The organism is Anaerolineae bacterium, assembly GCA_013178165.1.
Lineage (GTDB): Bacteria > Chloroflexota > Anaerolineae > Aggregatilineales > Ch27 > Ch27.
On record JABLXG010000009.1, the window covers coordinates 1 to 26,785 of the forward strand.

Below are 26,785 nucleotides of genomic sequence, written 5' to 3' on the forward strand. Positions count from 1 at the left end.
GGTTTTCATGTTCCTGCAACAGAATGAAGTCGCGTGTCATTTTGAGAGAAAATACACATGCGATTTGGTGCGTAGATGGGCAACCTTCAACCGGCATCTGAATTTCAACCGCGAAAGATACACTACCACACCTTGGTATGGGGTGCAGTCACAGCAGCGGTACTAACGCACGTCGATCACGCGGGCGCCATCAGGAGCCACCGTGGTCGCCTGGCCCTGAGCCGCCAACCCCATCTGCTGATAGAACGTCACAAGAGCAGCAGCTGTCTTCTCGGCGCTGCGCTGGCTATCACATAATGCACACAGGGTAGGCCCGGCACCGCTGACGATCGTGTTGAGCGCGCCACTTTCAGCAGCAACCTGTTTGGCTGCAGTGAGGTAAGGCATCAGATGTGCACGGGCAGGCTCGATCACCCGGTCACCGCCTGCTGCCCTGGCGAGCAGGCCGACATCGCCGGTGTACAGCGCATGCACCAGCAGAGCCACCTGTGCTGTCTGGTGAACCATGGCTGTCAGCGGAACCGTTGCAGGAAGGACAGCGCGGGCCTGGGCCGTTGGTACAGCCACATCAGGCGTCACCACAGCCAGGTACAGGCCGGGTGGGGCGGGTAGCCTGTGAACTGCATCAGCCGTTGTGCCGGTAACGAGCACAACGCCGCCAAGCAATGCCGGCGCCACATTATCTGCATGGCGGCCACTGACCACACTCTCCGCTTCTACACAGGCCGGCAAGAGTTCAAGCCGGTTCAAGGGAGAGCCAAACAACGCGTTTACGGCGACTGCGCCAGCGACGGCGCTGGCCGCGCTGCTGCCAAGGCCACTCGCCAGCGGCAACCCTTTCTCCAGCGTCAGGGTAACGCCTGCTTCCGGCGCAATCTGGCGGAGCACATGGCTGGCGGCGATGCAAGCTGTATTGCGGGCGGGATCAAGCGGCAGTGAATCGCTGTGGCCGGTGATCGCTTTCAGGGTTACACCGGGGGATGAATTGCGTTCGACAGTGACGCGATCACCAGGGGAAGCCAGGGCTAACCCCAAGATATCAAAACCGGGGCCAAGATTGGCTACTGTAGCGGGGGCGTAGGCTGTCGCAGAGAACGGAGACATCGTGTATCATCCTGGCAATGCGGAGCACAGACACCTGCCAATATAATCCCGGATAGGGCCAAGATGCAAAGTGTCCTCAAATGCATAGATTGCGGCGCAGAGTACCCGCTTGACCGGCTTGTGTATACCTGTGTCACCTGCGGCGGGCTGCTGGATGTGATCCATGACCTGGATGCCCTGCGCGGACGGGTTACCCGCGATCTCTTTGACGCGCGACTTGGCGCCCTGGAGAGTCCCTATCGTAGCGGTGTATGGCGGTTCAAGGAGCTGGTCTATCCGGACATCGCTGATGATCTAATTATCTCCAGGCCGGAAGGCAACACCAATCTCTACCATGTCCCCGACCTAGCAGAGTGGGCCGGCCTCAAACATCTATGGCTGAAACATGAAGGGGAGAATCCGACTGGCTCCTTCAAAGATCGCGGTATGACAGGAGGCGTTAGCCAGGCACGACGGCTGGGGATGAACCGCGTGGCCTGTGCATCAACCGGCAACACATCGGCTTCCCTGGCCTCGTATGCGGCGCGGGGCGGCATGCAGGCAATTGTATTCTTCCAGGAGGGGCAGGTTGCCCTGGGCAAGCTGGCGCAGGCGGTCGCTTATGGCGCGACCTGCATCCAGATTCCGGGCGACTTTGACGTGGCGATGCGCCTGGTGCGGCAGGTTGCTGAGTCGCTGGGCATCTACCTGCTCAACTCGGTTAACCCGTTTCGTCTGGAAGGCCAGAAAACCATTGTCTTCGAGATGCTGCAGCAATTGCGCTGGGAAGTGCCGGACTGGATTGTGGTGCCCGGTGGCAACCTCGGCAACAGCTCAGCCTTCGCCAAAGGGCTAATGGAGTTGCGTGAACTAGGCTTGATCGATCGATTGCCGCGGCTGGCCATCGTCCAGGCAGAAGGCGCCAATCCACTCTACCGGGGCTATCGTAGCGGCTTCTCTGTGCATGAGCGAGTCAAGGCAAAAACCCTGGCGACCGCGATCAAGATCGGCGACCCGGTCAGCTATGACAAGGCGGTGCGGGCGCTCCATTGGACTAACGGCGTGGTGGAGCAGGTCAGCGACCAGGAGATCCTTGATGCCAAGGCACGTATCGACGCCAGTGGGATAGGATGCGAGCCAGCGTCTGCCTGTGCGCTGGCGGGCGCGCGTAAACTGGCCGAAGCTGGCATCATCCGTCCTTTGGAGCGCGTGGTGGGTGTGTTGACCGGCCATGTGCTCAAGGACCCTGGCCTGATTGTGGATTACCACACCAACCGCATCGAAGGCATCCACGCAACCTACGCCAACCCGTTGCTGCGGGTTGAGCCAACATTGGAAGCAGTCCAGGCCATATTAGCTGAGGCAGAATCTGCCGGTCAACAGCACTAGACCACCCGCAGGGCCTGTTCCAGATCTTCCAGAATGTCCTCGGCATCCTCGATACCGATGGCCAACCGGACGAGGCTGTCCCCGATGCCCAGCGCAGCACGCTCTTCCGGCGATTGATCATAATACGAAATGATCGCAGGCTGTTCAATCAAGCTTTCGACTCCGCCAAGGCTCGGTGCAATGTAGGGGATGCGCATTGCGTCGATAAAACGGCTGGTGTCCTGCAACGTACCGTCAACTTCAAAGGTGACCACACCGCCGAAGCCTGACATCTGCGCAGCTGCAGTCTCGTGATCGGGGTGGCTGGGCAGGCCGGGATACCAGACACGACGAATCTTGGGGTGGCGCTCAAGGTACTGCGCCACAGCATGGGCGGTAGCATTCTGCTGGCGCACCCGCAAGGCAAGGGTCTTGAGACCCCGTTCCAGCAAGAAGGCATTCTGCGGGTCGACGACACTACCCAGGATGCCGCGCGCTTCCCGCAGGGCCTGCAGGATGCTTCCTCGACCAATCACAACACCCGCCAGCAGATCGTTATGGCCGGCCAGATATTTGGTGGCGCTGTGGATCACCAGATCGATGCCCCATTCCAGGGGGCGCAGGTTAACCGGCGTAGCAAACGTACTGTCGATAATGGTGCGCACGCCGTAGCGCCGCCCGATCTCGGCGATACGGCTCAGGTCAGCGACCCGTAGGAATGGGTTGGTTGGAGTCTCTGAGATGAGATAGCGTGTCCTGCCAGCCTGGATAGCCGCTTCCATGCCGGCGTAATCGCCCATCTGGACAACGGTCGTGGTGATACCCAGGCGCTGCAGGTAAGTCTGACAAAACTGGCGAGTGCGGCGGTAACAATCATCGGTCATGATGATATGCGCGCCGGTGGGCAGGCTGGCCAGCAACACAGACGTAATCGCGGCCATGCCTGAGGCATACAGCACGGCGTCGTCGCCGCTGTCCAGCGCAGCAAGCTTTCGCTCAACGGCAGCGATGGTCGGGTTGCCATAGCGACCGTATTCCTCGCGGCGTTCCTCTCCATCGTTATAGCGGCCTTCCACAAAGGCCAGCAGATCCGCCGTGTCGGCGAATGTAAAAGTCGCTGTTTGAAAGATCGGTGTAGTCAGGGCGTGGTGGGGTTTGCGGCGGCTGCTCCCGGCATGGACGGCGCGGGTAGATGCGCCTGGCAGCGCTGATGAGACAGGCGAAACAGCGCGAGATGAGCGGATACTCTGACGCGGAACAGTCATGGCAGGCCTCCCTGGATGTACCGGTTGTGGGCTGCAAAGATACAACAGGCGGAACACTCCTAGAGGCTGCTCACCCCAAAAAAGAAGCTCCCTCTGATCCAGAGGGAGCTTGCCTGCAGGCGGGATGATTCACAGACTTGCTCTCATCTCCCAGATTTCAAGATTGAAATCTGTCGGAATTGGCACCTTCCCTGAGACTGGTTGCAACCAGCTCAACAGGGGTTGCCGCGGTTTCACAGGGCCGTTCCCTCCACCGCTCTGGATGAGTGTTCCGTTTCTGAATATTCGATTGGTAACTGCCGCGCATGGTAGCATAGAAGGTGGCACACTGTCAAGAAAAACGGGCGCTGAGTCATCAATGTGCTCCTTCGGAATGTTTTGCCCGATTTTGGCTCTTATTTGTTTGACAAAGGTCGCGTTTCAAATCATACTTGGGTGAACGTCTATCCCGGGCGTTTACGTATTCTCCGTGGCTCACCCAGATCGTGACAGCATGAAAGGAGGTTTGACGGTAAAGACGATCTGTTCGCCTTTTCTAAAAGCGTTCACTTGTGAAAATTAGAAGGAGGAGGCAACTTCATGGCCAAGAAACTGGGTGTCCTGCTGGCGGTCTTGTTGGTCTTGACGCTTGTTGGCCCGCTGCAGGCGCAGGAGCCGGTCACCTTTATCTGGGGCGCCTATACGAACCCGGTGCAGCTGTACTCTGCCGTAGTGACTGACGGGGTGTCCTTCTTTGTGCTTGAGCAGGGCTGCGAGTCACTACTGGCTTTTGATGGGGCGACCACAAACGTGATTCCCAGCCTGGCTACCGAACTCACCGCCAATGAAGACCTGACGGTGTGGACGGCTAAGCTGCGCGAAGGCGTCACCTTCCATGATGGTACACCATTCAACGCCGAGGCGGTCGCTTTCAACTTCAACGTCTGGCGGCTTACCGATCATCCTCTGCACTTTGACTCGCAGGTGTACGAATACTATGAGTACATGTTCGATGGCTTCGATGATGCTTCGCTAATCCAGAGCATCGATATCGTTGACGAGTACACTGTGCGCTTCAACCTGTCCCGTCCGTACGTTCAGATGCCTAATACCCTGGCTATGCCCATGTTTGAAATTCATAGCCCGGCAGCACTGGAAAAATACGGCGAGGACTACGGTACGCCAACCGTGGGTTACGTCTGCACCGGCCCGTATAAATTCGTGGAGTGGGTGACTGACGACCATGTGACCCAAGATCTGTGGGATGGTTACTGGGGTGAGATCGAGGGCAATGTTGAACGGATTATCCAGCGCGTGATCCCTGACAATGCCGCCCGGTTTGCTGCGCTGCAGGCTGGTGCTATCCATGGCAAGGAGAACGCAACACCTGAAGAAATTGCCTTGATCGAAGCCTCGGATGACCTGTACTACATACTCCGCCCATCACTGAACGTCTTCTACCTAGCCTTCAACTACCGGATCAAGGAGTTCCATGATCCACTCGTGCGCCAGGCGATCTCGCTGGCACTGAATCGTCAGGCCTATGTGGACGCTTTCTACGTGGCGGCCGAAGTCGCGAATACGTTCCTTCCACCGCTGATGTGGGGTTACAACCCGGATGTACCGATGCCGGAATACAATCCGGATAAGGCTGTCGAGTTGCTGGCCCAGGCGGGCTTCCCCAACGGATTCTCCGAAGTCACTGTGCTGCCGCTCGATGATGCGGGCAATGTGATGCTTGACGCCGAAGGTGAGAAAATCCCGCTGACGCTGTTCTGGATGCCGGTGACACGCCCCTACAATCCAGACGGTGAAGGCATTGGCCAGGCGATGGCCGCGGACCTGGCGGCAATTGGCATCAATGTCCAGCTAGAGAACGCGGGTGACTGGGCAACGTACCTGGCCCGCCGCCGAACCGGCGACCTGATCGGTCTGTATCAGCTTGGCTGGACGGGCGATAACGGCGATCCGGACAACTTCAGCGGCTACTTCTTCAAGAACTGCAACCAGCCTCAGGAAGGCTACTTCAACTTCCCGGAGATCTGCGAAACGCTGCTGCAGGCCGGTAGCCTGGTGAATCAGGCCGATCGTGAGCCACTGTACCAACAGGCGGATGCTATGCTGGCCGAGACAGTTGGACGGATCACCATCGCTCATAGCCAGGTACCGTTGGTTTTCCGTAGTAATGTCTCCGGCTACATCGCCAACCCGCTGGGTACCGAGCTGATCCGGTTTGTGACAGTCGAGTAATTCAGTCTGTGCCTGGCGTCAACAGGCGCCAGTCTGCGCCAGGCCCCGGATCGGCCGGGGCCTGGCTTTTGGTAAGGTCGCTGCGGCATAGAGGCTTGGCCCATGACTCGATACATTATCCGGCGCATTTTCGAAACACTCCCTGTACTCATTGGCGCGTCCATTGTGGTCTTCTTGCTGGTGCACCTGATTCCTGGCGGCCCGGAAGTAGTGCTACTGGGAGAACGGGGCAGCGAGACCAACGTTGCTGAATTGCGCGCAAGGTTAGGGCTGGATCGGCCTCTCTACGAGCAGTACCTGATCTATGTTGGAAACATATTGCGGGGTGACCTGGGTCGATCCGTTGCCGGTAATATTCCAATCGCGGATGAGTTGCGGCAGCGCTTCCCTGCGACAGTCGAGCTGTCACTGGTCGCCTTGACGATTGCGGTGGTTGTGGGTGTACCGCTGGGAATCATCTCATCGGTGCAACGAGGATCCTGGATTGACACCGGGACGATGCTAGGGTCTCTTGTCGGGGTCTCCATGCCGATCTTCTGGCTGGGATTGTTATTACTGTGGATCTTTGGCGTAGCTCTGGGGTGGTTGCCGTTCATTGGACGGTTGAGTCCGAATGTAGAAATCCAGACAGTCACCGGGCTGCACATGGTGGACGCCGTTTTTACCGGCAACTGGTCAGGCTTAGTCGATGCCTTCAAACACCTGATCTTGCCCTCGGTCACCCTGAGCACGATTCCGATCGCGATTATTGCCCGTATCACCCGCTCAGCCATGCTAGAAGTGCTGCATATGGATTATATCCGGACGGCACGCGCCAAGGGATTGCGGGAGCGAACTGTGATTCTGGGTCATGCCCTTCGTAACGCGATGTTACCGGTGGTCACGGTGATCGGCTTGCAGCTCGGTTCGCTGCTGGCTGGCGCGGTACTGACTGAGACGATCTTTTCCTGGCCGGGGATAGGCCGCTGGCTGTTCAACAGCATACAGGGGCGCGATTATGCCATCGTGCAATCGGTCACGCTGGTCATCACGTTCATCTTTGTTGTTGTCAATCTGATCGTTGACCTTTCGTACGCCTGGTTGAACCCGCGGATAAGGTACGAATAGTATGGGACAGGTCAATTCCACACAGGCACCCCCCCTTGCGCTGGGCATAGAGGAGGCACCGTACCTCTCAGAATGGCAATCGCTGTGGCTGCGCTTCAAGCGCAACAAAAGTGCGCGGATTGGCACCGTGATTGTGATCCTCTATGTAGCGGTGGCGCTGCTGGTACCGCTGCTGGATCACTATAACCCGTTGCGCGACCAGGATCTGTCAGCCCGTTTCAGTCCACCCAGTCTGGAGCATCCCTTTGGAGCAGACAACATTGGGCGTGATGTGATGCGCCGGGTAGGGCATGGCGCCAGTGTCTCACTAGTAGTGAGTCTTCTCTCGGTTTCGGTATCAGTGTTGATCGGGGTAACCCTGGGCGAAATTGCTGGATTCATGAGCGGCTGGACCGACAGCGTGATCATGCGGTTTATGGACATCATCCTGGCCTTTCCATCTTTGCTGCTGGCCATCGCGCTGGTTGCCATCTTTGGACCCGGTCTGCGAAATGCAATGCTGGCGATTGCAGTCGTCAACATCCCGGTTTATGCCCGGTTGGCCCGTTCAATGTCAATCAGCATTCGCAATGAAGACTATGTGATGGCGGCGCATAGTGTTGGGGCCAAGCCAGGGCATATTCTCCTGCGGCATGTTCTGCCAAATAGCCTCGCGCCATTGATTGTCCAGGCGACGCTGGGGCTGGGAACGGCCGTCGTCGAAACAGCAGCGCTGGGCTTTCTGGGGCTAGGCCAGCAAGCGCCTTATCCTGAACTGGGAAAGATGCTGGCGGAAAGCCAGCAGTATCTGGTCACCGGGGCATGGTGGGGAATGGTATTTCCGGGTATCAGCATCACGCTGGTAGTTCTGGGCTTCAACCTGCTGGGGGATGGTCTACGCGACACGCTGGACCCCAGACTGCGTGGTACCGATTAAGTCCAGCATCTACCATCCAACAGGAAAGCCGCCCGGAGGTTGCTCCGGGCGGCTTTTCTATTCGAGCGATACAGGTACTAACAGGCTACTTCTCCAGCGCCGCCTTGACCTCATCCGGCAGCCAGATGGCCTCGTCGGTCTCGGCATCGAAGAGGTGCATGTTAGCCATATCAAAGGCGACGCCCATGCGCATACCCACGCGGGCACTGGTGCGCGGATCGAGACGGCCCAGGAAGGTCTTGCCGTTGCTCTCGAAGTAAACGATCATCTCGTTACCCATCTGCTCGACCACGTCGACATTGGCTTCCACGATGGCCGTCTGAGTTTCGGGAGGCTGGTAGTTGGGATCGTGAATGTTCTCCGGGCGCATACCGAAGATCACCGGCTTGTTCTTGTAGGCGGTATAGCGGCTCTCGTACTCGGCAGGGACGGTAACCTTGAAGATATCCGATTCCACTACAAGCCTGCCATCTTCTTCCTTAAGAACGGCATCGAAGAAGTTCATCGATGGGCTGCCGATGAACCCGGCAACAAACCGGTTGCGCGGATGACGGTAAAGATGCGACGGGGTGTCGAGCTGCTGGAGCACACCAGCATTGAGGACGGCGATGCGGGTACCCATCGTCATAGCCTCAACCTGGTCGTGCGTGACGTAGATGAAGGTGGTGCCCAGGTTCTGATGCAGCTTCTGGATGAAGGCACGGGCCTCAACACGCAGCTTGGCATCCAGGTTGGAAAGCGGCTCGTCCATAAGGAATACGGCAGGCTCACGGACGATAGCACGGCCGACGGCGACACGCTGACGCTGACCACCGGAGAGCTGGCGCGGACGACGGTCGAGCAGTTGCTCGATGCCAAGCTCCTTGGCGGCACGACGCACGCGCTCGTCAATGAGCGCCTTGGGCGTCTTGCGCAGCCGGAGGCCGAACGCCATGTTGTCATAGACCGTCATGTGCGGGTAAAGCGCATAGCTCTGGAACACCATGGCGATGTCGCGGTCCTTCGGCGCGACATTATTCACCACGCGGTCCCCGATGAGGATCTCACCTTCGGTGATTTCCTCTAGGCCGGCGAGCATCCGCAGACTGGTGGACTTACCGCAACCCGACGGGCCGACGAGCACCAGGAATTCCTGGTCGGCGATGTTCAGGTTGAGGTGAGAGACCGCCTCCGTGTCGCCAAAGCGCTTCGTCACGTTCCGAAACGTCACACTTGCCACAGCTTCTCTCCTTTATGCACATTGGCTAAATAAAAGGTTTGCTGCATTTAGTATATGCAGATTTGTGCTACACGCCAACATTTGATCGCCCCCAGGGGCCATCTGACGATGATTTTAAGGAAATTGCTCCTGCGCGGTATGACAATCAGTGCAGAAAATGCCGGATTCCGGTGAAGACCATAGCAATGCCAGCGGAATCAGCAGCCTCAATCACGCTGGCGTCACGGATAGAGCCGCCGGGCTGAACGATCGCCGCAACGCCGGCCTGTGCCGCGAGTTCCACGACATCAGGGAAAGGGAAGAAAGCGTCCGATGCCAGCACTGCTCCCACGCTTCTAGCGCCTGCTTTCTGTATAGCCAGCTGGGCCGCATCCACCCGGCTGGGCAGGCCGCCGCCTACGCCAACCGTAGCGCCAGGCTGAGCCAGAACAATCGCGTTAGATGGGACAAACTGCACACATTTCCAGGCAAAGTGCAGGGTTAGTGTCTCTTCAGGCGTGGGTTTGCGTTTGGTGACAATCTTCCAGGTAGCATCAGCCGGATCGCCGGGATCGATTGTCTGCGCCAGAAAGCCCCCCCGGATGCTGCGCAGGCTCAAGCGGTCTGGCCGCGAGAGGGGAAACATCCGAACCAGCCTGCAATTCTTGCGCGAACGTGCAAGCGCCTCAACAGCAGAGGGAGCGAAATCTGGAGCGGCTATGGCTTCGATAAAGAGATCATTTAGCGCCACGACCAAGGCGTCATCCACCATGCGGTTGACCGCGATGACTCCCCCGAACGCCGAGATGGGATCGGAAGCCAGGGCCTGTCCAAAGGCCAGGGCAATCGTGTCATTGGTGGCAATACCGGTGGGTGACTGATGCTTGACGATCACGGCAGTTGGATCACTGAAGGCTTCAGCTGCTCGCCAAGCTGCATCGAGATCAAGGAGATTGTTGTATGAAAGTTCCTTGCCGCTCAGTAGTTCCCCACCCAGTGGTTGGGCGTCTGGGTGCAAGCCATAGAAAGCAGCGTCCTGATGCGGGTTTTCGCCATAACGTAACTGGCTAACCCGGAAGAGGCTCAGCGATAGCGAGTCGGGCAGGTGTTCCAGCGCAGACGAGTCAGCCTGCAGGAAGGCGTGAATGGCGGTATCGTAGTTCCTGGTATAGGCAAAGGCCTTTACAGCCAGTTCACGGCGAACTTCAGATGGGATCTCACCAGCCGTGCGGAGAAAGGCGCTGATTTGCCCGTAGTCTTGCGGGCTGGTGACCACCGCCACACGCTGGAAGTTCTTGGCCGCGGCGCGAATGAGAGCGACACCACCGATATCGATATTTTCGATGGCCTCTTCAAGCGTCACCCCGGCGCGCCTTATGGTGCTTTCAAAAGGATAGAGATTACAGACAACCATGCTGATGGGCGCGTAACCATGACGTCGCAAGTCTTCCATATCCTCTTCGGTGTCCCGCGCGAGAATTCCAGCATGAATGGCTGGATGAAGGGTCTTGACCCGGCCACCGAGCATGGCCGGTAGACCGGTTACAACCTCCACCGGGACAACGGCCAGACCCTGGCTGCGCAAGACATCAGCAGTTCCGCCGCTGGCAATGAGGTCCCAGCCCAGTTCGGACAGAGTTTGAGCAAAAGGGAGAAGATCAGTTTTATCGGAAACACTCAGGAGCGCGCGTGGCATGGAAATTATTCCTTGTGGTCTATACAGGCGCAAAGCGGCTATTGCTACCGGGGACGCAGTTCACTAGAATAAAGCTGTTTGCGGCTGCCACCTGTTTATGGCGAAGGAGCCAAAATGACGGCGGAAACGATTCGCAGAAAGCGCGATGCCAAAGTAGTCCCGCACCTCCAGCAATATGCACCGGTATGGCTGGAAAGCGAGAGACTGACGGCTGACAAAGAAGAAATCCTGTTTAATGTGGTCTTTTTTCATCCCTCCTATGGCTGGGTAAGCAGGCGCTACCGCTACGACTCTTTCAACGATGTGCTGTATCACAAAGGACAGCGTAAGCTGAGCGAAGCGGAAGTGCTCACCCTGCTGGAAAAAGAACCCTATATTGACACGGTGCAGTCCAACATCCCGAATTCATACGGCGGTTAGCGGTCTGCGCGAGTCTGGCACAGGCGTCGGTAAACTGGCGAAAATCTCCAGCAGGCGCTCGGCTATCAGGGGCCAGGCATATTCCTGGGCGACTTGCCGCGCGTTCTGGCTCATACTGGCGCGCAGATCAGGATGCTTCAGGATGCTAAGGATACGCTGGGCAAGCGCCTCTGGCTCCCGCACAGGCACATGAAAGCCCGTATAACCGTCGCGAATCAGGTAGGCCAGACCGCCAACTTCTGAGGCAATCACCGGTGTCCCACAGGCCATAGCTTCCAGAGCGACCATTCCAAAAGACTCATAATCCGACGGCATAATCAGGGCCTCAGCAGCGTTATAGTAGTAACGCAGCCGGTCCTGATCCCTGGCGCCAATAAAGCTAACCAGACCATGCAGCTGTAACTCCTGTTGCATGGCCTGTAGACGGCTCAACTCTGAATCAGGTTCTTCGGCTTCAGCGAGGTCACCGCCAATAATTGTTACATCAACATTCCTCAGGGCTTCTGGGTGATGGCTGCGGATCAGTTCAACCGACTGCAGCAGGGTCTCAATGCCTTTTAGCTTTTCAATCCGTCCAACAAAAAGCAGCATGCGATGTTGCGGCGGAATACCGATAGCAGTCTTGGCGACGGCCTGATCCATCGGCTGGAAGTGTGTCAGGTCTACCCCCGGGGGTACGATCCGGATCTTCTGACGAGGGGCCTGGTAAAGCCAGAGCATCTGGGCACGTTCGGCAGGCGTTGCCGCGATGAGCACATCAGCCCAGGACATAATATCGGTTTCGGTAAAGACCCGGATATCCCGCAACTGGCGTGATGACTCTGTTTGTTCGCCAGCAATACGATTCTTCATGTGGCCCAGAGTGTGAAACATCTGGGCCACTGGCACACCCCAGACGGCCCGCAGGGCATGAGCTACCCAGCCGCTCAGCCAATAGTGACTGTAGATGATGTCGTAATGGAAGTGGTTATCTGCCACGTAGGTCAGTGTATTGTCCACAAACTGGGGCAGGTGCGGGTAGACGGCAGTAGTCTCCAGCGGCGTCTCAGGACCAGTAGGGACGTGGATCACCCTCACGCGATCAGCGAGCGTATCGTTAATATGCGGCTGGCAGGGGTCCTGGCTACGCGTGAAGATGTCCACGGCTATGCCCTGCCGGGCGAACTCGCGGCTGAGATCGCGGACGTAGACGTTCATGCCGCCAGTCTTCTTGCCGCCAAGTGTGGCCAGAGGGCAGGTATGCACACTGAGCATGGCGATACGCTGGATGGTTCTAGCCATGACTTACGCCCGTTGTGCTCTGAGCAGGAAAACCTGCGTATCCTGACCGCCTAACTGATACTTGTACGTTTCATCTCCCCGGAGAAAATCGAAGACTTCACGCCCGCTTTCAATAGCATGGCGAATGCAGTAGGCCAGCAGCACAATCCCCGCGCTGTAGTTGCCATACTGCGCTACATCCTGGCCGGAGTTGTAAACCAGAATACGGTTGTTGTAGTCCAGGTTAAAATAAGCTGCTGCAGGCTCGCCATTGATGGTCAGGAAGCAAAGCTTCAGCCACCCTGCCACATAGAGGCGTGGAATGATCAAGCGGAAGAATGTCGCGTTCAGGGGATCGGCCAGAAACGCGCTCTTTTCCGGTGTGCTGGCGGCCATAAGCCGCAAAAATGTGTCCGTTTCAGCCTGAAGATCATGGCGGGAATCGACGATATACCAGTCAGCCTGCTCGCTCACACGACGCATTTTGCGCCTCAGTTCATGGCGCTGCTTCTTGTTGAGCAGGCTAAGGTAATCGTCCCACGTTTCCGGCAGGTGGATAACCGGGCAGACTTCCTGCAGGGAAACCTGTGTGGCAAAGCCCCTGGCTTCCAGCAGCGGAGGCAACTGTTCAAGCAACAGCGATCTAGCCGGAATGTTACACAGTTGGAGCGCGACATCGCGCATATGCGGACTGGAGACATGGTCAGCCAGAGCATTCAGAAAGCTCTCAGCATACTCTGGCTTCACGATGATGTCCAGGTAATCGGTAACATCCACGCAACCAATGGTGCGGATGACGCTCTGGTTGTCGCGGTGCTGAATGAACCAGGGGGCGATGGCAACCACGTCGCCATCATCGGTTTTCCCGACGACGACATGCAATTCCCCTGGATGGTAGGCTTCCCACCAGGTTCGTTGCCATTCCAGTGTCAAAAAAATCAGGTTGTTGTGGCTATGCTGGAGAAGCGTATTCCAACAACTGGCCAGTTCAGTGAAAACGCTGTCATTAGTCCGGATGTCGAGTTTCAAGGGTGCAAATCCTGAGCGAAACTTACGGTCACAAGAATCGCTTCTGACAAAAGATGATCAGGCGCAGAGGCAGATGCGGGGAGATGGTCGAAGTGATGCCCGCCGCGCCACACGTATTATAGTCGCCGTTCGCCCCTCGATCAAAATCGGCGCGATCCGGCAGGGAATCCTCATCTATGTCTCATGTTCAGGCGGTAGAACAGAAGTGCCAGCGTTTCGCCGTGATTTGCGGGTTCGAACGGTCAAGGGCATGATCATAGCCAGTATGAGGATAGCACGCAGGTATTTGATGGTTTGGCCTGTCGCTGTAGCTGTTGTTTTAGCTCTGGCGCCGCTGTTGTTACGCAGCCTGGTGCTGGCACGGTATGCGCCGCGAATCGCCGAGGGACCGCCGCCCGGAGGTGGCTACCGGACCGCGATTGTGTTTGGCGCGGCGGTGCGCCAGGGACAGCCCACAGCAGTGCTGCGCGATCGCCTCGATACAGCCATTCAACTTTATCAGCTTGGCCAGGTCGATCGTCTGGTTATGTCCGGGGATGGCCGCACGGCTGATTATAACGAGCCTCAGACGATGGCCCGTTACGCTCAGGCGCATGGTGTGCCACCAGAAGCCATCATCGTTGATCATCAGGGATTGCGTACTTATGAAACCTGTTATCGGGCCAGATTCGTATTCGGGTTGGACAGGGTTGTCCTGATCACCCAGAACTTTCACCTGCCACGTGCCCTGTTCACATGCGATCTGCTGGGCATTGATGCAGTAGGTGTGTCGGCAGATCGGCGAGCGTATAGCAACGCTCGCTGGTACGATCTGCGCGAACTGCTGGCGTTGCCGGTCGCCGCCTGGGATGGCATTCTGCATCGAATCGCCGACAGAGTCAGTGGTTGAAGATAGCGGGTTGAACAAGGCGAAGTGCGCGAAGAGCGGGGAAAGGGCGATGGCATTGTGGCAGGATTGGGCCAGCCAGTTATAATGACGCTGTTTGCCCGGAGTCTGGCGGATGATGGCCGATAAGATCACATGTCCAATCTGTGATACTGCTCTCCCGGCAGCGGCTAGAGAATGCCCGGTATGCGGGGCTTCCCTTGCCGGCAGGGCAAAACCTGGCAGCAAAGTAGCACGCTCCTTCGATGGCAGAAAGATACTGCCGGGTGGCGCCTATGACTCTGATCAGGGTGAAGATGACCTGTACGCCCCTGATATACTTGGATTCCCGTGGTGGAGTCTGGTCGGGTCAGGGATGTTTGTCATGCTTCTGGTTGTGGCGGTGATACTTCTGGCAGGCGCGTTAGGCCGAGGAACTGGTTCAGCATCTTCTGCGGCACCCGGAAGGCCAACGGCTATCCCAACACTGGCCGGGGGCGGGCAGCCAGGATCGGGAGTGACAGCGTTACCAACCCTGTTCCTGCCGACGCTGACACCTACCGATACGCCCACACTGACGCCATCGCCGACTGAGACACCCGGCCCCTGCGAACAAACAGTAGGGCAGGGGGATACCCTGATCATGCTGGCGACTCGTTGCGGACATCGTGACCTGGATGTCATCGACGAAATCCTGCGGATTAACGGCCTGCGATCCGCTGAGAGTCTGCAACTCGGTCAGGTTATTCTCATCCCCTGGCCGACACCCACACCCGGTCCGACAGCTGAGGCTCCGTCTTCAGACTCCGGGAGTGAAAGCAGTCTTGATCTGACGGCATTCGGTGGCGCCAGGGATGCCGGAGCATTTACTCCGATCAGCGAAGTCATCCCGACAGCAACACTTCAACCCGGGGTGATGTGGTACACCGTGCAGCCACGGGAGACGATCATTGAGATCGCCCTGAAATTCGATGCCAATGTGGAGATTCTCTCCCAGCTTAACCCCGAGGTGACGTTCTCGCAGTGCGACTTTGGCGAGGACTTTGGCGGGGCCAGTTGCATTGTGCAACTCTACGAGGGGCAACGGCTGCGTGTGCCTGCGCCAACGCCAACCCCAACACTATCCCCGACGCCTTCTGGCAGCGAGACCCCGACTCCAACGCCAACACCGACATTCAACGCACCGGCCCTGTACTCCCCCGGGGATCGCTATCTGTTTCGCGCCAACGAAATCGTGACCCTGCGCTGGACTGCATCCGGTATGCTTGGCCCGGGAGACCTGTATCTGGTCACAGTAACTGATGATACGCTAAAAACCACCTATACCCTGTCATCCCGTGAAACAATGGTTATCCTACCGGATGAATGGCGACCTGCGGATGGGCAGCGGCATCAGTTCACCTGGAAGGTCGCCGTGGGGCCTGCTGACAGCCGTGGCGGACTGGCTTCCGTTACTTTCAGTACGCCAACCCGCCAGTTCTTCTGGGATAGCCCATAAGGAACGCCTTTATGCGTACATCGCGTACATCATTGCTGGCTGTACTTGGTTGCGCGTTATTGTTGGCGGGCTGTAACTTTGCCCTGGCTGTGGAGACGCCGCCAGTACCAACCGTGTCTCCGACAGCTACTGAACAGGTGGTGCCCTTGGTGACTGCTACGGCGACTGCCACGCCACCACCAATCGCTCAGATCACCCCCGCCAGCACACCAACACCGGTAACGCCTTCGGCTACCCCCACAATCACCGACACACCGGGGCCGTATGAGCATGTGATCCAGCCGAATGATCAACTCATTGCGGTAGTGCAGCAATACGGGCACTTTTCCCTGGATGTGTTGAGCGTTGTGGTGACGATGAACCCGAACGTGCCAAACCCGGACCGGCTGCCACCCCCTGGATCGGTGATCCTGATCCCACGTCCCACCGCTTCGCCTACACCTCCGGGCGGTGAACTCACAGCTACGGTCATCGCTCGCAATCCTCCCAGCGCTACACCGCCGTTGCTGACAATGATTCACACGGTTCAGGAGGGTCAGACCATCATCGGGATTGCTCTGCAGTACAACACCACGATGGCCATTCTGGCTGAACTGAATCCTCAGTTGTTCTGGTTTGGTTGCGATTTCACGATCGCCAGTGGCGGGGAGAACTGCAATCCGCAGTTGAGCATTGGCCAGGAGCTGGTAGTACCTATGCCAACCCCAACGCCTACGCTCTCACCCACACCGTCCGGTTTTGAGACACCTACGCCAACCCCCACGCCCGGCCCGGTCCGGCTGTTGTGGCCAGCAGCAGGCAGCATCATTGCTGGAGGCCCTTTGACCCTGCGCTGGGTATCGGTAGGCGTGCTGCAACCCGATGAGCTGTATCAGGTGACGGTGACGGATACGACGCGTGGTGTCGTGTACACGGAATTTACGCGGAACAACGCATTAACGCTGCCTGCTAACCTGCAGCCAACGGACACGCTGGCACATCAGATGATGTGGGAAGTCGAAGTCGTACGGGTGGGTAATGACAACGTAGCCTTCCGGGTCGGCGCTGTTGGAGAACAACGGCCGTTCCAGTGGACTGCCGCACCCTGAGAGCAGGCCTATCTTCCGCCAGAGGCTATGGCGCAGCCGGGGTAGGGGTAGCCACAGTCAAGCTGAATCGCTGCGATGCACCAAGCGGCACGACGACCTGGCCGCGATATTCGCCTGAACACTGATTTCCTGCGCCGGGAGTGTTCCCGGCCGAGTAATCGATGTAGTAGGTATAGCTGACATTGGGCTGTACGTCGACGGTAAGAGTCTCGCCAGCTGTTACCGCATAGATTTCAGTGACGCCGGTCTGGTCGTTGGTCAGTTCGACACGAATGCTGCTGCAGACCGTCTGGTTGTCGAAGATAACCGCTGTGCGACCTGCACATGCCGACAATAATATCAGGCTGATCAACACTGCCACAGCGACTTTGATCTTCGGCATTTCTTGTGGCCTCCTCGCATCACCCGTACTACGTCCCGGATCATAGATGTGAAAGGACAGGCTGAGCAGGGTCAGGTACGCCCGAATTGCCGTGCCAGTTGCTCGGCACTGATATGGAGCAATGTGGGGCGTCCATGAGGGCAGGTGTGAGGGGATTGACTGCGCTCAAGCTGACGGATGATCGCCTGCATTTCGGTAAGGCTGAGAACCTGACCCGCTTTGACCGCTGCCGCTTTGCAGACACGCAGCGCAATGATCTCTTCAAGCTTACGCTGGCCAGGTGGAGCGCCGACTTCCAGATCGGCCAGAACCAGCCGTACCGCTTCAGTGGGGTCTGTTCTGGCGAGCATGGCGGGAATAGCCCGGACGCGCAGGGTGGTAGCACCAAACGGCTCCAGCTCAAACCCCAGACCGGCCAGTTGCTCCAGGTGCTCTTGAACAAGCGCCATATCGCGCAGTGGTAGTTCAACTGTGACGGAATCCAGCGTCTGCTGGGCGACCGATTGCCGGGCGACAGCTTCAGCTAAGAACTGTTCGTAAAGAATACGCTCATGGGCGGCATGCTGATCGATCAGATACAGCCCAGCCGGTCCTTCAGCCACAATATAGGCGGCGCCGACCTGTCCCAGCACGCGCAACATGGGCAAGGTTCGTGGCTGGCTGGGGCGCCCCATACCCTCGGGGATACCGGCCAGAAACGCCTCGTCATCGTCCGCAGCGCTTCCGGGCGCGCCAGGTTGTGCGGAGGCAACGTGCTGGCCGTGGTAGCCGGGCGAATCAATCTCTAAACCCAGGGACGACTGACGACTAGATTCATTTGAATCGGCGCGAGCAGGAGCCATGTCACGGCGTGTTGACCAAGCCATGTTGCGCCATTGAACGTCCGGATGGGGTCTGACCTCCGGTGGTGGAGCCTGACTGATGACCGCGCTGCGCACCGCCCGCTGGACGGCAGCAAAAACAGCATCGGGGCTGCGAAAGCGTACCTCTGCCTTGGTAGGGTGGACGTTCACATCCACCTCTTCAGGAGGCAGCGTGATCATAAGCACAGCGATGGGATAACGGCCTTGTGGCAGGAGTGTATGATAGGCCTGTGTGACCGCATAGGCCAGGGCTGTATCCCGAATCAGGCGACCGTTCACAAACAGGGTGATCTGCGTACGGTTAGCGTGATGATAGTCGGGGGCAGACACAAAGCCAGAGACCCGTATCTCCGGAAGATCGGGACGGCTGGCTGGCAGCGGCATCACTTCCAGCATGTGGCGGAAGGCCTCTGCTCCCAGCACCACAGGCAAGACATCCGCCAGCTTGCCCCCGCCGTAGGTGCGGAAAACTTCCCGGCTGTCGTGCGATAGGGAAAACCGAATGGCTGGATAGGCCAGCGCAAAATTGGTGACCAGTGTCGTGATCTGGCGGCGCTCTGTGGTTGCACTCTTCAGAAATTTGAGGCGTGCGGGGGTGTTGAAGAACAGGTCTTCCACCGTCACTACCGTGCCTGCAGGCGCGCCGACAGGCCGCTGATCCTGGGTCTTGCCACCAGCGATGACTATCCGCGTGCCTGCCTGCTCATCGCGGTGCCGGGTGATCAGCGTCAGGCGGCTGACACTGGCGATGCTGTGCAGGGCTTCCCCCCGAAAGCCCAGGGTATTGAGATGATCCAGGTCAGAGAGAGTCTGGATTTTGCTGGTGGCATGGCGCAAGAAGGCAGTCGCCACATCGGCTGAGGGGATGCCATGGCCATTATCGCTGACCCGAATCAAACGCTGTCCGCCTTCCTCAACATCGATGTGGATGTGGTCGGCGCTGGCATCAATCGCGTTTTCCACCAGCTCTTTGACCACTGAGGCCGGGCGCTCAACAACTTCTCCGGCAGCGATCTGCGCTGCGACAATTTCAGGGAGAATGTGAATGGTCATCGTCATTTGCCTGAAAGCCGCACCCCGGCTTTCGCCGGGGCGTGTTTGTTGATCTTGCCGCTAGGCTTGCACATCGTGGTCATTGGCCAGCGAGAGCGCCTTCCTGTTTCAGCGGCAGGCTGAAGTAGAACTTGCTGCCTTTGCCCAGTTCACTTTCTACCCACACTCTGCCATTATGATACTTGGCAACACTGTGGACAATGAACAATCCCAGGCCGCTACCTTTGATCCGCTTTCTGGTGATCTCCGGGGTAATGATCCGGCTACCGCGTTTGAACAGCCGGTCCAGATTCTCTTTGGCGATGCCTAAGCCAGTGTCACTCACACAGACAGTTAGCGCGTTGTCAGTGACTGTGATGGTGACAGTGACATCACCACCATCAGGGGTGTACTTGATCGCATTGCTGACCAGATTGGCCAGAGCGCGTTCAATCATCAGTTTGTCGCCGGAGATGATCGGAACCGCAGGGGGAAGGATCGTGCTGAGGCGAATATTCTGCTTGGCTGCAATATCCTGTTGGTCAGCTACAATACTGGATACGATGGCCGCAACATTGACCGGACCACGGATCATCTGGTAGCTTCCGGTCTGAGGGTCCCAGCGGCCAGCATCCTCGATGTTATTGGCCAGGGCCGTGATCTGGCGGACTCCGCTGAGCACCTTATCCAGCATTGCCGCCTGCCTGCTATTGAGATCGCCGGCCATGCCCAGCATATCAGTCGCGCTTTTGATTACGGTAAGGGGAGTATGGATGTCGTGCCCCATCAGGTCAACAATCTCGCGCTGGTTGCGATCAAGCAGTACATTGGCCGTGACATCGCGCAGGATTAGCAGCACGCTACCGACCGCGTTCTCACCATCTTCAACGACCCGCAAGTGCGGCGAGAACACTCGCTGTCCAGGCCCTTCCCAGTAATCCATAGCGTTCTCGCCGCTATTCAGAAAGTCCAATAATTCTGGATAAGCCCGCAGTGCTATGCTTGCCGGCTGGTTAACGACCTCGGATGGATTGATGTTCAGCAGGGTTTGCGCCGCCCGGTTGACTAACACCAGGTTTCCCTGGAGATCCATAATCAGGACGGCATCGGCTACATCATCCAGCGCTATCTGCAAGCGCTGGTACTCTTTGTGCAACTGGTCAAAACGTGAAACGTTGATCAGAGCGGCTGAAACCTGCGCCACTAGTCTAGAGATCAGAGAGAGATGATCTGCGGATGGGGCAGCGGGGCTATCGGTGGCGATCCAGAGCACGCCGGGCCAGCGATCCACGGCGTGAAGCGGCCAGACAAGAATCCTGCCGGGAACCTCCCGTGAGGTTGTCTGCCAGACGGCATCCGGCAACTCTTGAGGATCAAGCGTCAACACGTCATGAGGAGCCGCCGAGAATTGCAGAATGTGCTCGTCCAGAACCATTGGGGAGTCAGCCAGACGTCCGGCAGCAAAGACAGTAATCTCGTGGCCAACGCCACCAAGAACCAGGCGAGCAGAATGCCCGACGCCAGTTAACAGAATCAGTTCAACTACAGGAGGGAGAGTGTGGGTGATGTCCAGGCTGGAAGTGAGATATTCGGAAGCGCGAAGTAAAAGCGCCTGTTCAGCGACCTGCCGTTCCAGTTTGTCATGGCTGACAGGGTCTTGTCGGGTAACACCTGGTTGCGCCACGCACATTTCTCCGGATCAATTGCGACGAACAAAGAAGGAAATACGGTTGGGAGTGGCAAATCCCCGAAGAGCATTATAGCATTCTGCATAGCACAGGGCAACGCAGGTAGACTGACCTCTGACCGCGAATACAGGCCATCAATCTGCGACCGGGTCGGTAGACTCGCCTTAAATGGATCATATCCCTTGTGCAGCGTACAACGACATCGAAAGGGGAAGAAGTGTATGCCTATCTCTGCTTTTGATCCTCAGGCGTTGCAGGAAGCGCTGGACAGGCATCTAGATCGAGAGGGGCGGCTGTGGCTGGCCGATCTGATTCATGATCAACTCGGAGGGCGCATCACCAATGCCAGCATTCAGGCTGAGATCATCCTGCGAGCATGGTCAACGCGTCCTGAGATGGCGCTGAACGAGATGAAGGACCTGAAAGCCCGCTTGGATGAGACATCCGCATTCCTGGTGGCGCTGGTGCGGGCCGTTACGCCACCCGCTTCTGATCAGGAGTGAGGTTCACCGGCGCAGGTCAGCCAGCATCGATCTGATCCGGGCCGCCACTATGTCAATGGCCACCTGGTTAAACCCGCCTTCAGGGATGATCACGTCCGCGTAACGCTTGCTTGGCTCGACGAATTCCAGATGCATGGGACGGACAGTGGCCAGATACTGGTCAATGACCGACTCCACAGTGCGTCCTCGCTCTGCAATATCCCTTTTGAGGCGACGGATCAGGCGGATATCATCCGGCGTATCGACAAAGATTCGAATGTCAAACAGGTTGCGCAGCTCTGGCTCCACAAAGAGCAGGATACCCTCCACCAGGATCACGGGCTGGGGCAGAATAGTGCGCGTGCAGGCTGTGCGGCTGTATGTGGTGAAGTCATAAACCGGCTCTTCGACAGCTTCCCAGTTCTGCAAGCGGCGGATATTGGCGATCAGCAACGACGTTTCCAGGGAATCGGGGTGGTCAAAGTTGGGACGGCCATCCTGGGTGCGCGGGATGTCCGCCATATCCCGGTAGTAAGAGTCATGGGATAGATAGGCAATATTGTTGCTGCCGGCTTGCTCCAGCAACCTGGCGGATACCGTACTCTTACCGGAGGCAGTTCCACCGGCAACTCCAATCGTGACCGGACGCTGTATGGGTTGGCTCATGGATTGGACTCCAATTGCGGGCAGGGCAACATTGACTGGGGGAGGAGACCAGATTTGATATGAAAAATGCCCGCATCAACTATGGTGACGGGCATCCAGTGAGCCACCGATCGGAGTTGAACCGATAACCTGACGCTTACGAAGCGCCTGCTCTGCCGATTGAGCTACGGTGGCATAACAAAATTGATTATAGCAGTTGGGTGTGGGGCGTTCAAGGGCGAAGTAAGGCAAGAACCTGGCGCTACAACCATGGCTCGATCCCAAAACAAGGCTATACTTGTACTGCGAATCCGTGCGTGTGCTGGCATGAATAAACTGGCAATCCATGGCACATCAGCGATAAGGCTGACGTACGGCCCGGTATGCCAGTCGTGTTGGATAAGGAGCAGGATCGATGCCCGATCTGGTGCAATATCATATTGCACGGCTAAAGGATAAGAATCCCAGGGTTCGCGCTGCTGCCGCCCATGAGCTAGGGCTGCTAGGGGACGCCGCTGCATTGAGCGCCCTCGAGGAGCTTTTCCAGACTGATCGGGACCCAGAGGTCAAGCGAGCCGCTCAGGAAGCTGGCAGGGCGATCTTCAAACGGATACGTCTCCAGCAGGGTAAGTAGAAAAGCATCGCCAGACCGCTCACGATAGTGGTGGAACACCAGCGGGGTCTTGGGGAGACCCCGCTGGTGTTTCTGGCTGTGGACTAGCCGAGTGTTTCCAGACGCTTGAGGATAGCGTCTTTACTCGTCTGCAGATCGGCCACTTTAGCCCTTTCACGCTCAACGACAGCCGGGTTGGCTTTGCTCACAAAGTCCGCATTACTGAGAAGTCGTGAGGCGCGCTCCAGTTGCTGTGAGATTGCCTCCAGCTCCTGTGCAAGGCGGGCGCGTTCAGCACTCAGGTCGATCATGTCAGCAAGGTGCAAGTAGATGGTTGCCTCGCCAACCACCACTGAGGCCGCCTTGTCCGGCGCAGGCTGACTCTGATCAAGGAAGGTGATGGTCTCAATCCGGGCCAGGCGATCGAAGAGATCCGCGTAGTCCGCCAGGAGTTGCTGGCGAGTGCCGGCGTGAGCCATCGCCTGCAGGCGCCGACCAGGGTCAACGTTGTACTCAGCGCGCAGATTCCGCAGGCCGCGGATGAGTTCAAGCAGTACCTGCATTTCCTCTTCGGCCTTCCGATTCTGGTAAGCCTGCTGTACGGTTGGCCATTCGGCTATGATCAGCGCCTGGCCCTCATGGGGCAGGTACTGCCACGCCGCCTCAGTCACAAAGGGCATGAACGGGTGCAGGAGGCGCAGGCAGGTTTCCAGCACATACACCAGAATGTGCCGCACACGGGACTTGGCTGCAGCTTCACCGCCGTAAAGCGTCTCTTTGCTGATCTCGATGTACCAGTCAGCATACTCTCCCCAGATGAATTCATAAATCTGGCGGCCAGCCTCACCATACTGGTAGGTGTCAAAGAGACGCTGCACATTGCCGATCAGGGTCTGAAGGCGACTGAGAATCCATCGATCGGGCAGGGTAAGGTCGGCGTTCAGAGGGGGAGGACCAAGCGGTTTTTCACCGTCCAGATTGGCAGTCACGAACCGGGTCATTTGCCACAACTTGTTAGCAAAGTTCCGATTGCCCCGGATGCGATCCTCCGAGAGGTTCATATCCTGGCCGGGGGTGCTACCGGTCAGCAGGGTGAAGCGCAGGGCATCTGTGCCGTACTCCTCGATGTTTTGCAGCGGATCAATCACATTGCCCTTGGTCTTGCTCATCTTCTGGCCGTTCTCATCGCGGACGAGGCCGTGCAGATAGACGGTGTGGAACGGCGCCTTGCCGGTGAACCAGAGACCCATCATGATCATCCGGGCCACCCAGAAGAACAGGATATCGTAACCTGTCTCCATGACACTGGTCGGGTAAAAGCGCCGGTAATCAGGTGTGTCTTCCGGCCAGCCAAGCGTGCTGAATGGCCAGAGGCCGCTACTAAACCACGTATCCAGCACGTCAGGGTCCTGAGTCCAGTGACGACCATCCTGTGGAGGCGTATCCTCGCGCCCGACCCATATCTCACCGTCGTCAGCATACCAGGCTGGGATGCGGTGCCCCCACCAGAGCTGTCGGCTGATGCACCAGTCACGGATGTTCTCCATCCAGTGGAAGTAGATCTTCTCAAAACGCTCCGGCACAATCCTGATCTGGCCACTGCGCACTGCTGCGATAGCTTTCTCCGCCATAGGCTTGATTCGGACAAACCACTGCTCGCTCAGCAGAGGCTCGATCAGTTCACCACCGCGCTGGCTGATGGGCACGCTGTGGCGGTAAGGCTCTTCCTTGATGACCAGCCCTGCCGCCCGCATATCCGCCCATAGCTTTTCCCGGGCCACAAAGCGATCAAGACCGGCATATGGCCCCGCGTTTTCGTTCAGCGTACCGTCCTTGTTGAGGATATTGATCATCGGCAGGTTGAAGCGCAGGCCGATCTCATAGTCGTTCGGATCGTGGCCGGGGGTGATCTTCAACGCGCCGGTGCCGAAGGCGCGATCCACGTACTCGTCCCCGATAACGGGAATCGCGCGGTCCAGGATGGGAACCAGCACCTCCTGACCAATCAGGTGGCGATAGCGCTCATCGTCAGGATGAACAGCAACCGCAGTATCGCCCAGGATAGTCTCCGGGCGGGTGGTCGCCACGGGGATGTAGTGAGCTGGGTCTGACTTGAGGCGGTAGCGGAAGTAGTAGAGCGTACCATCACGCTCCTCGTATTCCACTTCCAGATCGCTGACTGCAGTCTGCAGGTTAGGACTCCAGTTGACCAGTCTTGTCCCGCGGTAGAGCAGTCCATCTTCCCACAGGCGGACAAAAGCCTCCCGAACGGCCCGCGAGAGCTGGTCGTCCATGGTGAAACGCTCGCGGTCCCAGTCGCAACTGGCCCCCAGACGGCGGAGTTGCTGAACGATGCGCCCACCGTACTTAGCTTTCCACTCCCAGGTACGGCGCAGGAACTCCTCACGTCCGATTGCCTGACGGGTGGTGCCTTCCTCAGCCAGCATCCGCTCAACCATAAGCTGAGTGGCAATACCAGCATGATCGGTGCCGGGAACCCACAGGGCCGCTTTGCCGCGCATGCGCTCGTACCGGATCATCATGTCTTCCAGGCTGACAAACATGGCGTGACCCTGGTGCAATTCACCGGTCACATTGGGTGGGGGGATGCTGATCACAAATGGCTCAGCGTCCGGATTGCGGGCAGCCTCCGGCTTGAACCAGCCATTTTGCTCCCACCATTGATAGAGGCGTGGTTCCTCATTCTGGAAGTCGAATATCCTGGGCATTTCGTTGGTCATAGCAGCGTCTTCCCTTGACAATTAAAACAGACCACGTCTTCAGGGAATCCATGCGTCTGAAGCCCTGCAGGCGGTTGACGCCTGTAACTTCTCCGCACAGACGGTTTCCCTGCCGTGCCAGAAAAAAAGCCTTTCGCCCCCAAGGGCGAAAGGCCAGACCTTCCGTGGTACCACCTTGCTTCCGTGCAGATGACCTGACGGCGCTTTGAGCGATAACGGGCTGACCCGGAAATGCCTACTGCCAAACAGAGTTCAGCATTTCAACTCCGGAGCGACGTTCAGCGGGACCATCCCGGTGGGCTTTCAGCCGGTGACCCACCTTTCTGCGGAGACGTTGACCGCTTACTCCTCTCCATCTCGGTTGCTAACGGTATGCAATTTCTGTTCAGTATAGCATGGCGATTCAAGCAGCGTCAATGGCTTTTCGCCTCCCGATCTGGTGCTCGCCTGATCCGCCACAGGTGATTATGGGCACAGCCGGCGGCGAGACTACCAGGTAGCGTCAGGAAACGTATTGATGCCGGCATGAACGCCGATACGCTTGTACATGTGAAAACCGGTGAAGGGACGCCCCAGAACGCCATCATGAATGGCCCAGGAGCGCCCACGTACCGTTCGCCAGGCATCAGGGTGCCGAAACGGGGTCGAACCATCCAGCCGGCGATACAATTCACCGCCGGGCTGGAACTCCCTGTGGATCCGTTCCATTTCCTGCCTGCCAGAGAGGTAATTGAATCCGTATCGTTCGAAGTTGATAGCATTATGGTACGCCAGCGGCTCGACCAGGAATAGTTCGTGCCCCATATTGTGCACGAACTGCTCAAAGAGCGGGACAACGGAACGACCACTGCGCAGGCCGGCACGCACCTGTCCCGGAGCGAGTCCGGCCTGCAACGCGGCGACTTCCGCCGAAATATTGCGTCCACGTGTTCCTAGGAAAGTGGGCATACCATCAGCATCCCGGTCAATTGGAAAGCGCGGTGAATCGGGGTTGTTGATCACAACCAGCAGGACCAGCAACTGGTTGTTGAACGTATCGACCATGTTGATGTACATGACCGGATCTTCCGCGCCGGGTCTGTGCCAGACACTCATCTCCATAGCGCGGCTGCCAGCAGGGCAGTTCATGCTCACCACTGGCTGACCGTCCTGGGTCAGGGTTTGCGGATCAATACGGAAGCGGGAATATAGCCACGGCGCCAGCAATGTCCGGTAGATGGCATGTTTTTGCGCTTCCGGCAAATCATTGATCCCCCGGATGGAACGGGGCCACACCAGTGGCGGATACGGGGCGATCTCCATAGGACGGGCTGAGCG

At 57.7% G+C, this 26,785-nt stretch carries 22 protein-coding genes, 1 tRNA gene, 1 riboswitch and 1 other annotated feature; of the genes, 10 read left to right on the forward strand and 13 right to left on the reverse strand.

The window, feature by feature from the left end; all coding sequences use genetic code 11:
* Positions 1-162: 162 nt before the first annotated feature.
* The gene (locus HPY64_08390; GenBank protein ID NPV67149.1) at positions 163-1,104 is read right to left on the reverse strand and encodes a homoserine kinase; all 942 of its coding nucleotides are present in this window, start codon (positions 1,102-1,104) and stop codon (positions 163-165) included.
* Between the two features lie 63 nt (positions 1,105-1,167).
* On the opposite strand from HPY64_08390, the gene HPY64_08395 reads away from it, so the two are divergent.
* A complete protein-coding gene (locus HPY64_08395) occupies positions 1,168-2,472 on the forward strand; it encodes a threonine synthase (protein ID NPV67150.1) in 1,305 nt (434 codons plus the stop codon).
* Here HPY64_08395 and HPY64_08400 read toward each other — a convergent pair.
* On the reverse strand, positions 2,469-3,716 hold the full coding sequence (locus HPY64_08400) for a PLP-dependent transferase (GenBank protein ID NPV67151.1): 1,248 nt from the start codon (positions 3,714-3,716) through the stop codon (positions 2,469-2,471). The genes HPY64_08395 and HPY64_08400 overlap by 4 nt on opposite strands.
* A gap of 140 nt (positions 3,717-3,856) precedes the next feature.
* Positions 3,857-3,985, reverse strand: a riboswitch (SAM riboswitch).
* A gap of 310 nt (positions 3,986-4,295) precedes the next feature.
* Between HPY64_08400 and HPY64_08405 the strand changes: the two genes are divergently transcribed.
* The 3 genes from HPY64_08405 (at position 4,296) to HPY64_08415 (ending at position 7,968) form a co-directional block, all read left to right on the forward strand.
* A complete protein-coding gene (locus HPY64_08405; GenBank protein ID NPV67152.1) occupies positions 4,296-5,945 on the forward strand; it encodes an ABC transporter substrate-binding protein in 1,650 nt (549 codons plus the stop codon).
* Between the two features lie 102 nt (positions 5,946-6,047).
* On the forward strand, positions 6,048-7,052 hold the full coding sequence (locus tag HPY64_08410) for an ABC transporter permease (GenBank protein NPV67153.1): 1,005 nt from the start codon (positions 6,048-6,050) through the stop codon (positions 7,050-7,052).
* 1 nt (position 7,053) lies between these two features.
* Positions 7,054-7,968, forward strand: coding sequence for an ABC transporter permease (locus HPY64_08415; GenBank protein ID NPV67154.1), 915 nt, complete (start codon positions 7,054-7,056; stop codon positions 7,966-7,968).
* An 85-nt stretch (positions 7,969-8,053) separates the two neighbouring features.
* Here the strand turns inward: HPY64_08415 and ugpC are convergent, their stop codons facing one another.
* Together ugpC and purH are read right to left on the reverse strand one after the other, a co-directional pair.
* Positions 8,054-9,187 carry a sn-glycerol-3-phosphate ABC transporter ATP-binding protein UgpC gene (gene ugpC / locus HPY64_08420; protein NPV67155.1) on the reverse strand — a complete coding sequence of 378 codons (1,134 nt, stop codon included), beginning with the start codon at positions 9,185-9,187 and terminating at the stop codon, positions 8,054-8,056.
* A gap of 145 nt (positions 9,188-9,332) precedes the next feature.
* Entirely contained in the window at positions 9,333-10,862 is a 1,530-nt protein-coding gene (gene purH, locus HPY64_08425; GenBank protein ID NPV67156.1) for a bifunctional phosphoribosylaminoimidazolecarboxamide formyltransferase/IMP cyclohydrolase, read from the reverse strand.
* A 114-nt stretch (positions 10,863-10,976) separates the two neighbouring features.
* On the opposite strand from purH, the gene HPY64_08430 reads away from it, so the two are divergent.
* On the forward strand, positions 10,977-11,282 hold the full coding sequence (locus tag HPY64_08430; GenBank protein ID NPV67157.1) for a hypothetical protein: 306 nt from the start codon (positions 10,977-10,979) through the stop codon (positions 11,280-11,282).
* Here HPY64_08430 and HPY64_08435 read toward each other — a convergent pair.
* Entirely contained in the window at positions 11,268-12,563 is a 1,296-nt protein-coding gene (locus tag HPY64_08435) for a glycosyltransferase (GenBank protein ID NPV67158.1), read from the reverse strand. The genes HPY64_08430 and HPY64_08435 overlap by 15 nt on opposite strands.
* 3 nt (positions 12,564-12,566) lie before the next feature.
* Positions 12,567-13,571 carry a GNAT family N-acetyltransferase gene (locus HPY64_08440; protein ID NPV67159.1) on the reverse strand — a complete coding sequence of 335 codons (1,005 nt, stop codon included), beginning with the start codon at positions 13,569-13,571 and terminating at the stop codon, positions 12,567-12,569.
* Between the two features lie 289 nt (positions 13,572-13,860).
* On the opposite strand from HPY64_08440, the gene HPY64_08445 reads away from it, so the two are divergent.
* From HPY64_08445 to HPY64_08455, 3 genes are all read left to right on the forward strand, one after another.
* Positions 13,861-14,460: a DUF218 domain-containing protein gene (locus tag HPY64_08445; GenBank protein ID NPV67160.1), complete on the forward strand. Its 600-nt coding sequence runs from the start codon at positions 13,861-13,863 to the stop codon at positions 14,458-14,460.
* A gap of 619 nt (positions 14,461-15,079) precedes the next feature.
* Positions 15,080-15,934 (forward strand): LysM peptidoglycan-binding domain-containing protein, encoded by an 855-nt coding sequence (locus tag HPY64_08450; protein NPV67161.1) that lies wholly within the window; start codon positions 15,080-15,082, stop codon positions 15,932-15,934.
* A gap of 11 nt (positions 15,935-15,945) precedes the next feature.
* Positions 15,946-17,022 carry a LysM peptidoglycan-binding domain-containing protein gene (locus HPY64_08455; protein NPV67162.1) on the forward strand — a complete coding sequence of 359 codons (1,077 nt, stop codon included), beginning with the start codon at positions 15,946-15,948 and terminating at the stop codon, positions 17,020-17,022.
* 25 nt (positions 17,023-17,047) lie between these two features.
* Here HPY64_08455 and HPY64_08460 read toward each other — a convergent pair whose 3' ends face one another.
* The 3 genes from HPY64_08460 to HPY64_08470 all read right to left on the reverse strand — a co-directional run bounded on the left by HPY64_08460 (position 17,048) and on the right by HPY64_08470 (position 20,983).
* Entirely contained in the window at positions 17,048-17,404 is a 357-nt protein-coding gene (locus tag HPY64_08460; protein ID NPV67163.1) for a hypothetical protein, read from the reverse strand.
* A 71-nt stretch (positions 17,405-17,475) separates the two neighbouring features.
* Positions 17,476-19,320, reverse strand: coding sequence for a DNA mismatch repair endonuclease MutL (gene mutL, locus HPY64_08465; protein ID NPV67164.1), 1,845 nt, complete (start codon positions 19,318-19,320; stop codon positions 17,476-17,478).
* A 79-nt stretch (positions 19,321-19,399) separates the two neighbouring features.
* On the reverse strand, positions 19,400-20,983 hold the full coding sequence (locus tag HPY64_08470) for a PAS domain-containing protein (protein ID NPV67165.1): 1,584 nt from the start codon (positions 20,981-20,983) through the stop codon (positions 19,400-19,402).
* A 225-nt stretch (positions 20,984-21,208) separates the two neighbouring features.
* Between HPY64_08470 and HPY64_08475 the strand changes: the two genes are divergently transcribed.
* Positions 21,209-21,490: a hypothetical protein gene (locus HPY64_08475; GenBank protein NPV67166.1), complete on the forward strand. Its 282-nt coding sequence runs from the start codon at positions 21,209-21,211 to the stop codon at positions 21,488-21,490.
* A gap of 3 nt (positions 21,491-21,493) precedes the next feature.
* Here the strand turns inward: HPY64_08475 and udk are convergent, their stop codons facing one another.
* Positions 21,494-22,135 carry a uridine kinase gene (gene udk / locus HPY64_08480; protein NPV67167.1) on the reverse strand — a complete coding sequence of 214 codons (642 nt, stop codon included), beginning with the start codon at positions 22,133-22,135 and terminating at the stop codon, positions 21,494-21,496.
* 101 nt (positions 22,136-22,236) lie between these two features.
* Positions 22,237-22,309, reverse strand: a tRNA-Thr gene (locus HPY64_08485).
* A gap of 220 nt (positions 22,310-22,529) precedes the next feature.
* Between HPY64_08485 and HPY64_08490 the strand changes: the two genes are divergently transcribed.
* Entirely contained in the window at positions 22,530-22,748 is a 219-nt protein-coding gene (locus tag HPY64_08490) for a HEAT repeat domain-containing protein (protein NPV67168.1), read from the forward strand.
* An 83-nt stretch (positions 22,749-22,831) separates the two neighbouring features.
* On the opposite strand, the gene HPY64_08495 is transcribed toward HPY64_08490, so the two are convergent.
* Both HPY64_08495 and HPY64_08500 read right to left on the reverse strand, forming a co-directional pair.
* A complete protein-coding gene (locus HPY64_08495) occupies positions 22,832-25,468 on the reverse strand; it encodes a valine--tRNA ligase (GenBank protein ID NPV67169.1) in 2,637 nt (878 codons plus the stop codon).
* A 138-nt stretch (positions 25,469-25,606) separates the two neighbouring features.
* Positions 25,607-25,836: a binding site (T-box leader), on the reverse strand.
* A 121-nt stretch (positions 25,837-25,957) separates the two neighbouring features.
* Positions 25,958-26,770: a hypothetical protein gene (locus HPY64_08500; protein ID NPV67170.1), complete on the reverse strand. Its 813-nt coding sequence runs from the start codon at positions 26,768-26,770 to the stop codon at positions 25,958-25,960.
* Positions 26,771-26,785 lie beyond the last annotated feature (15 nt).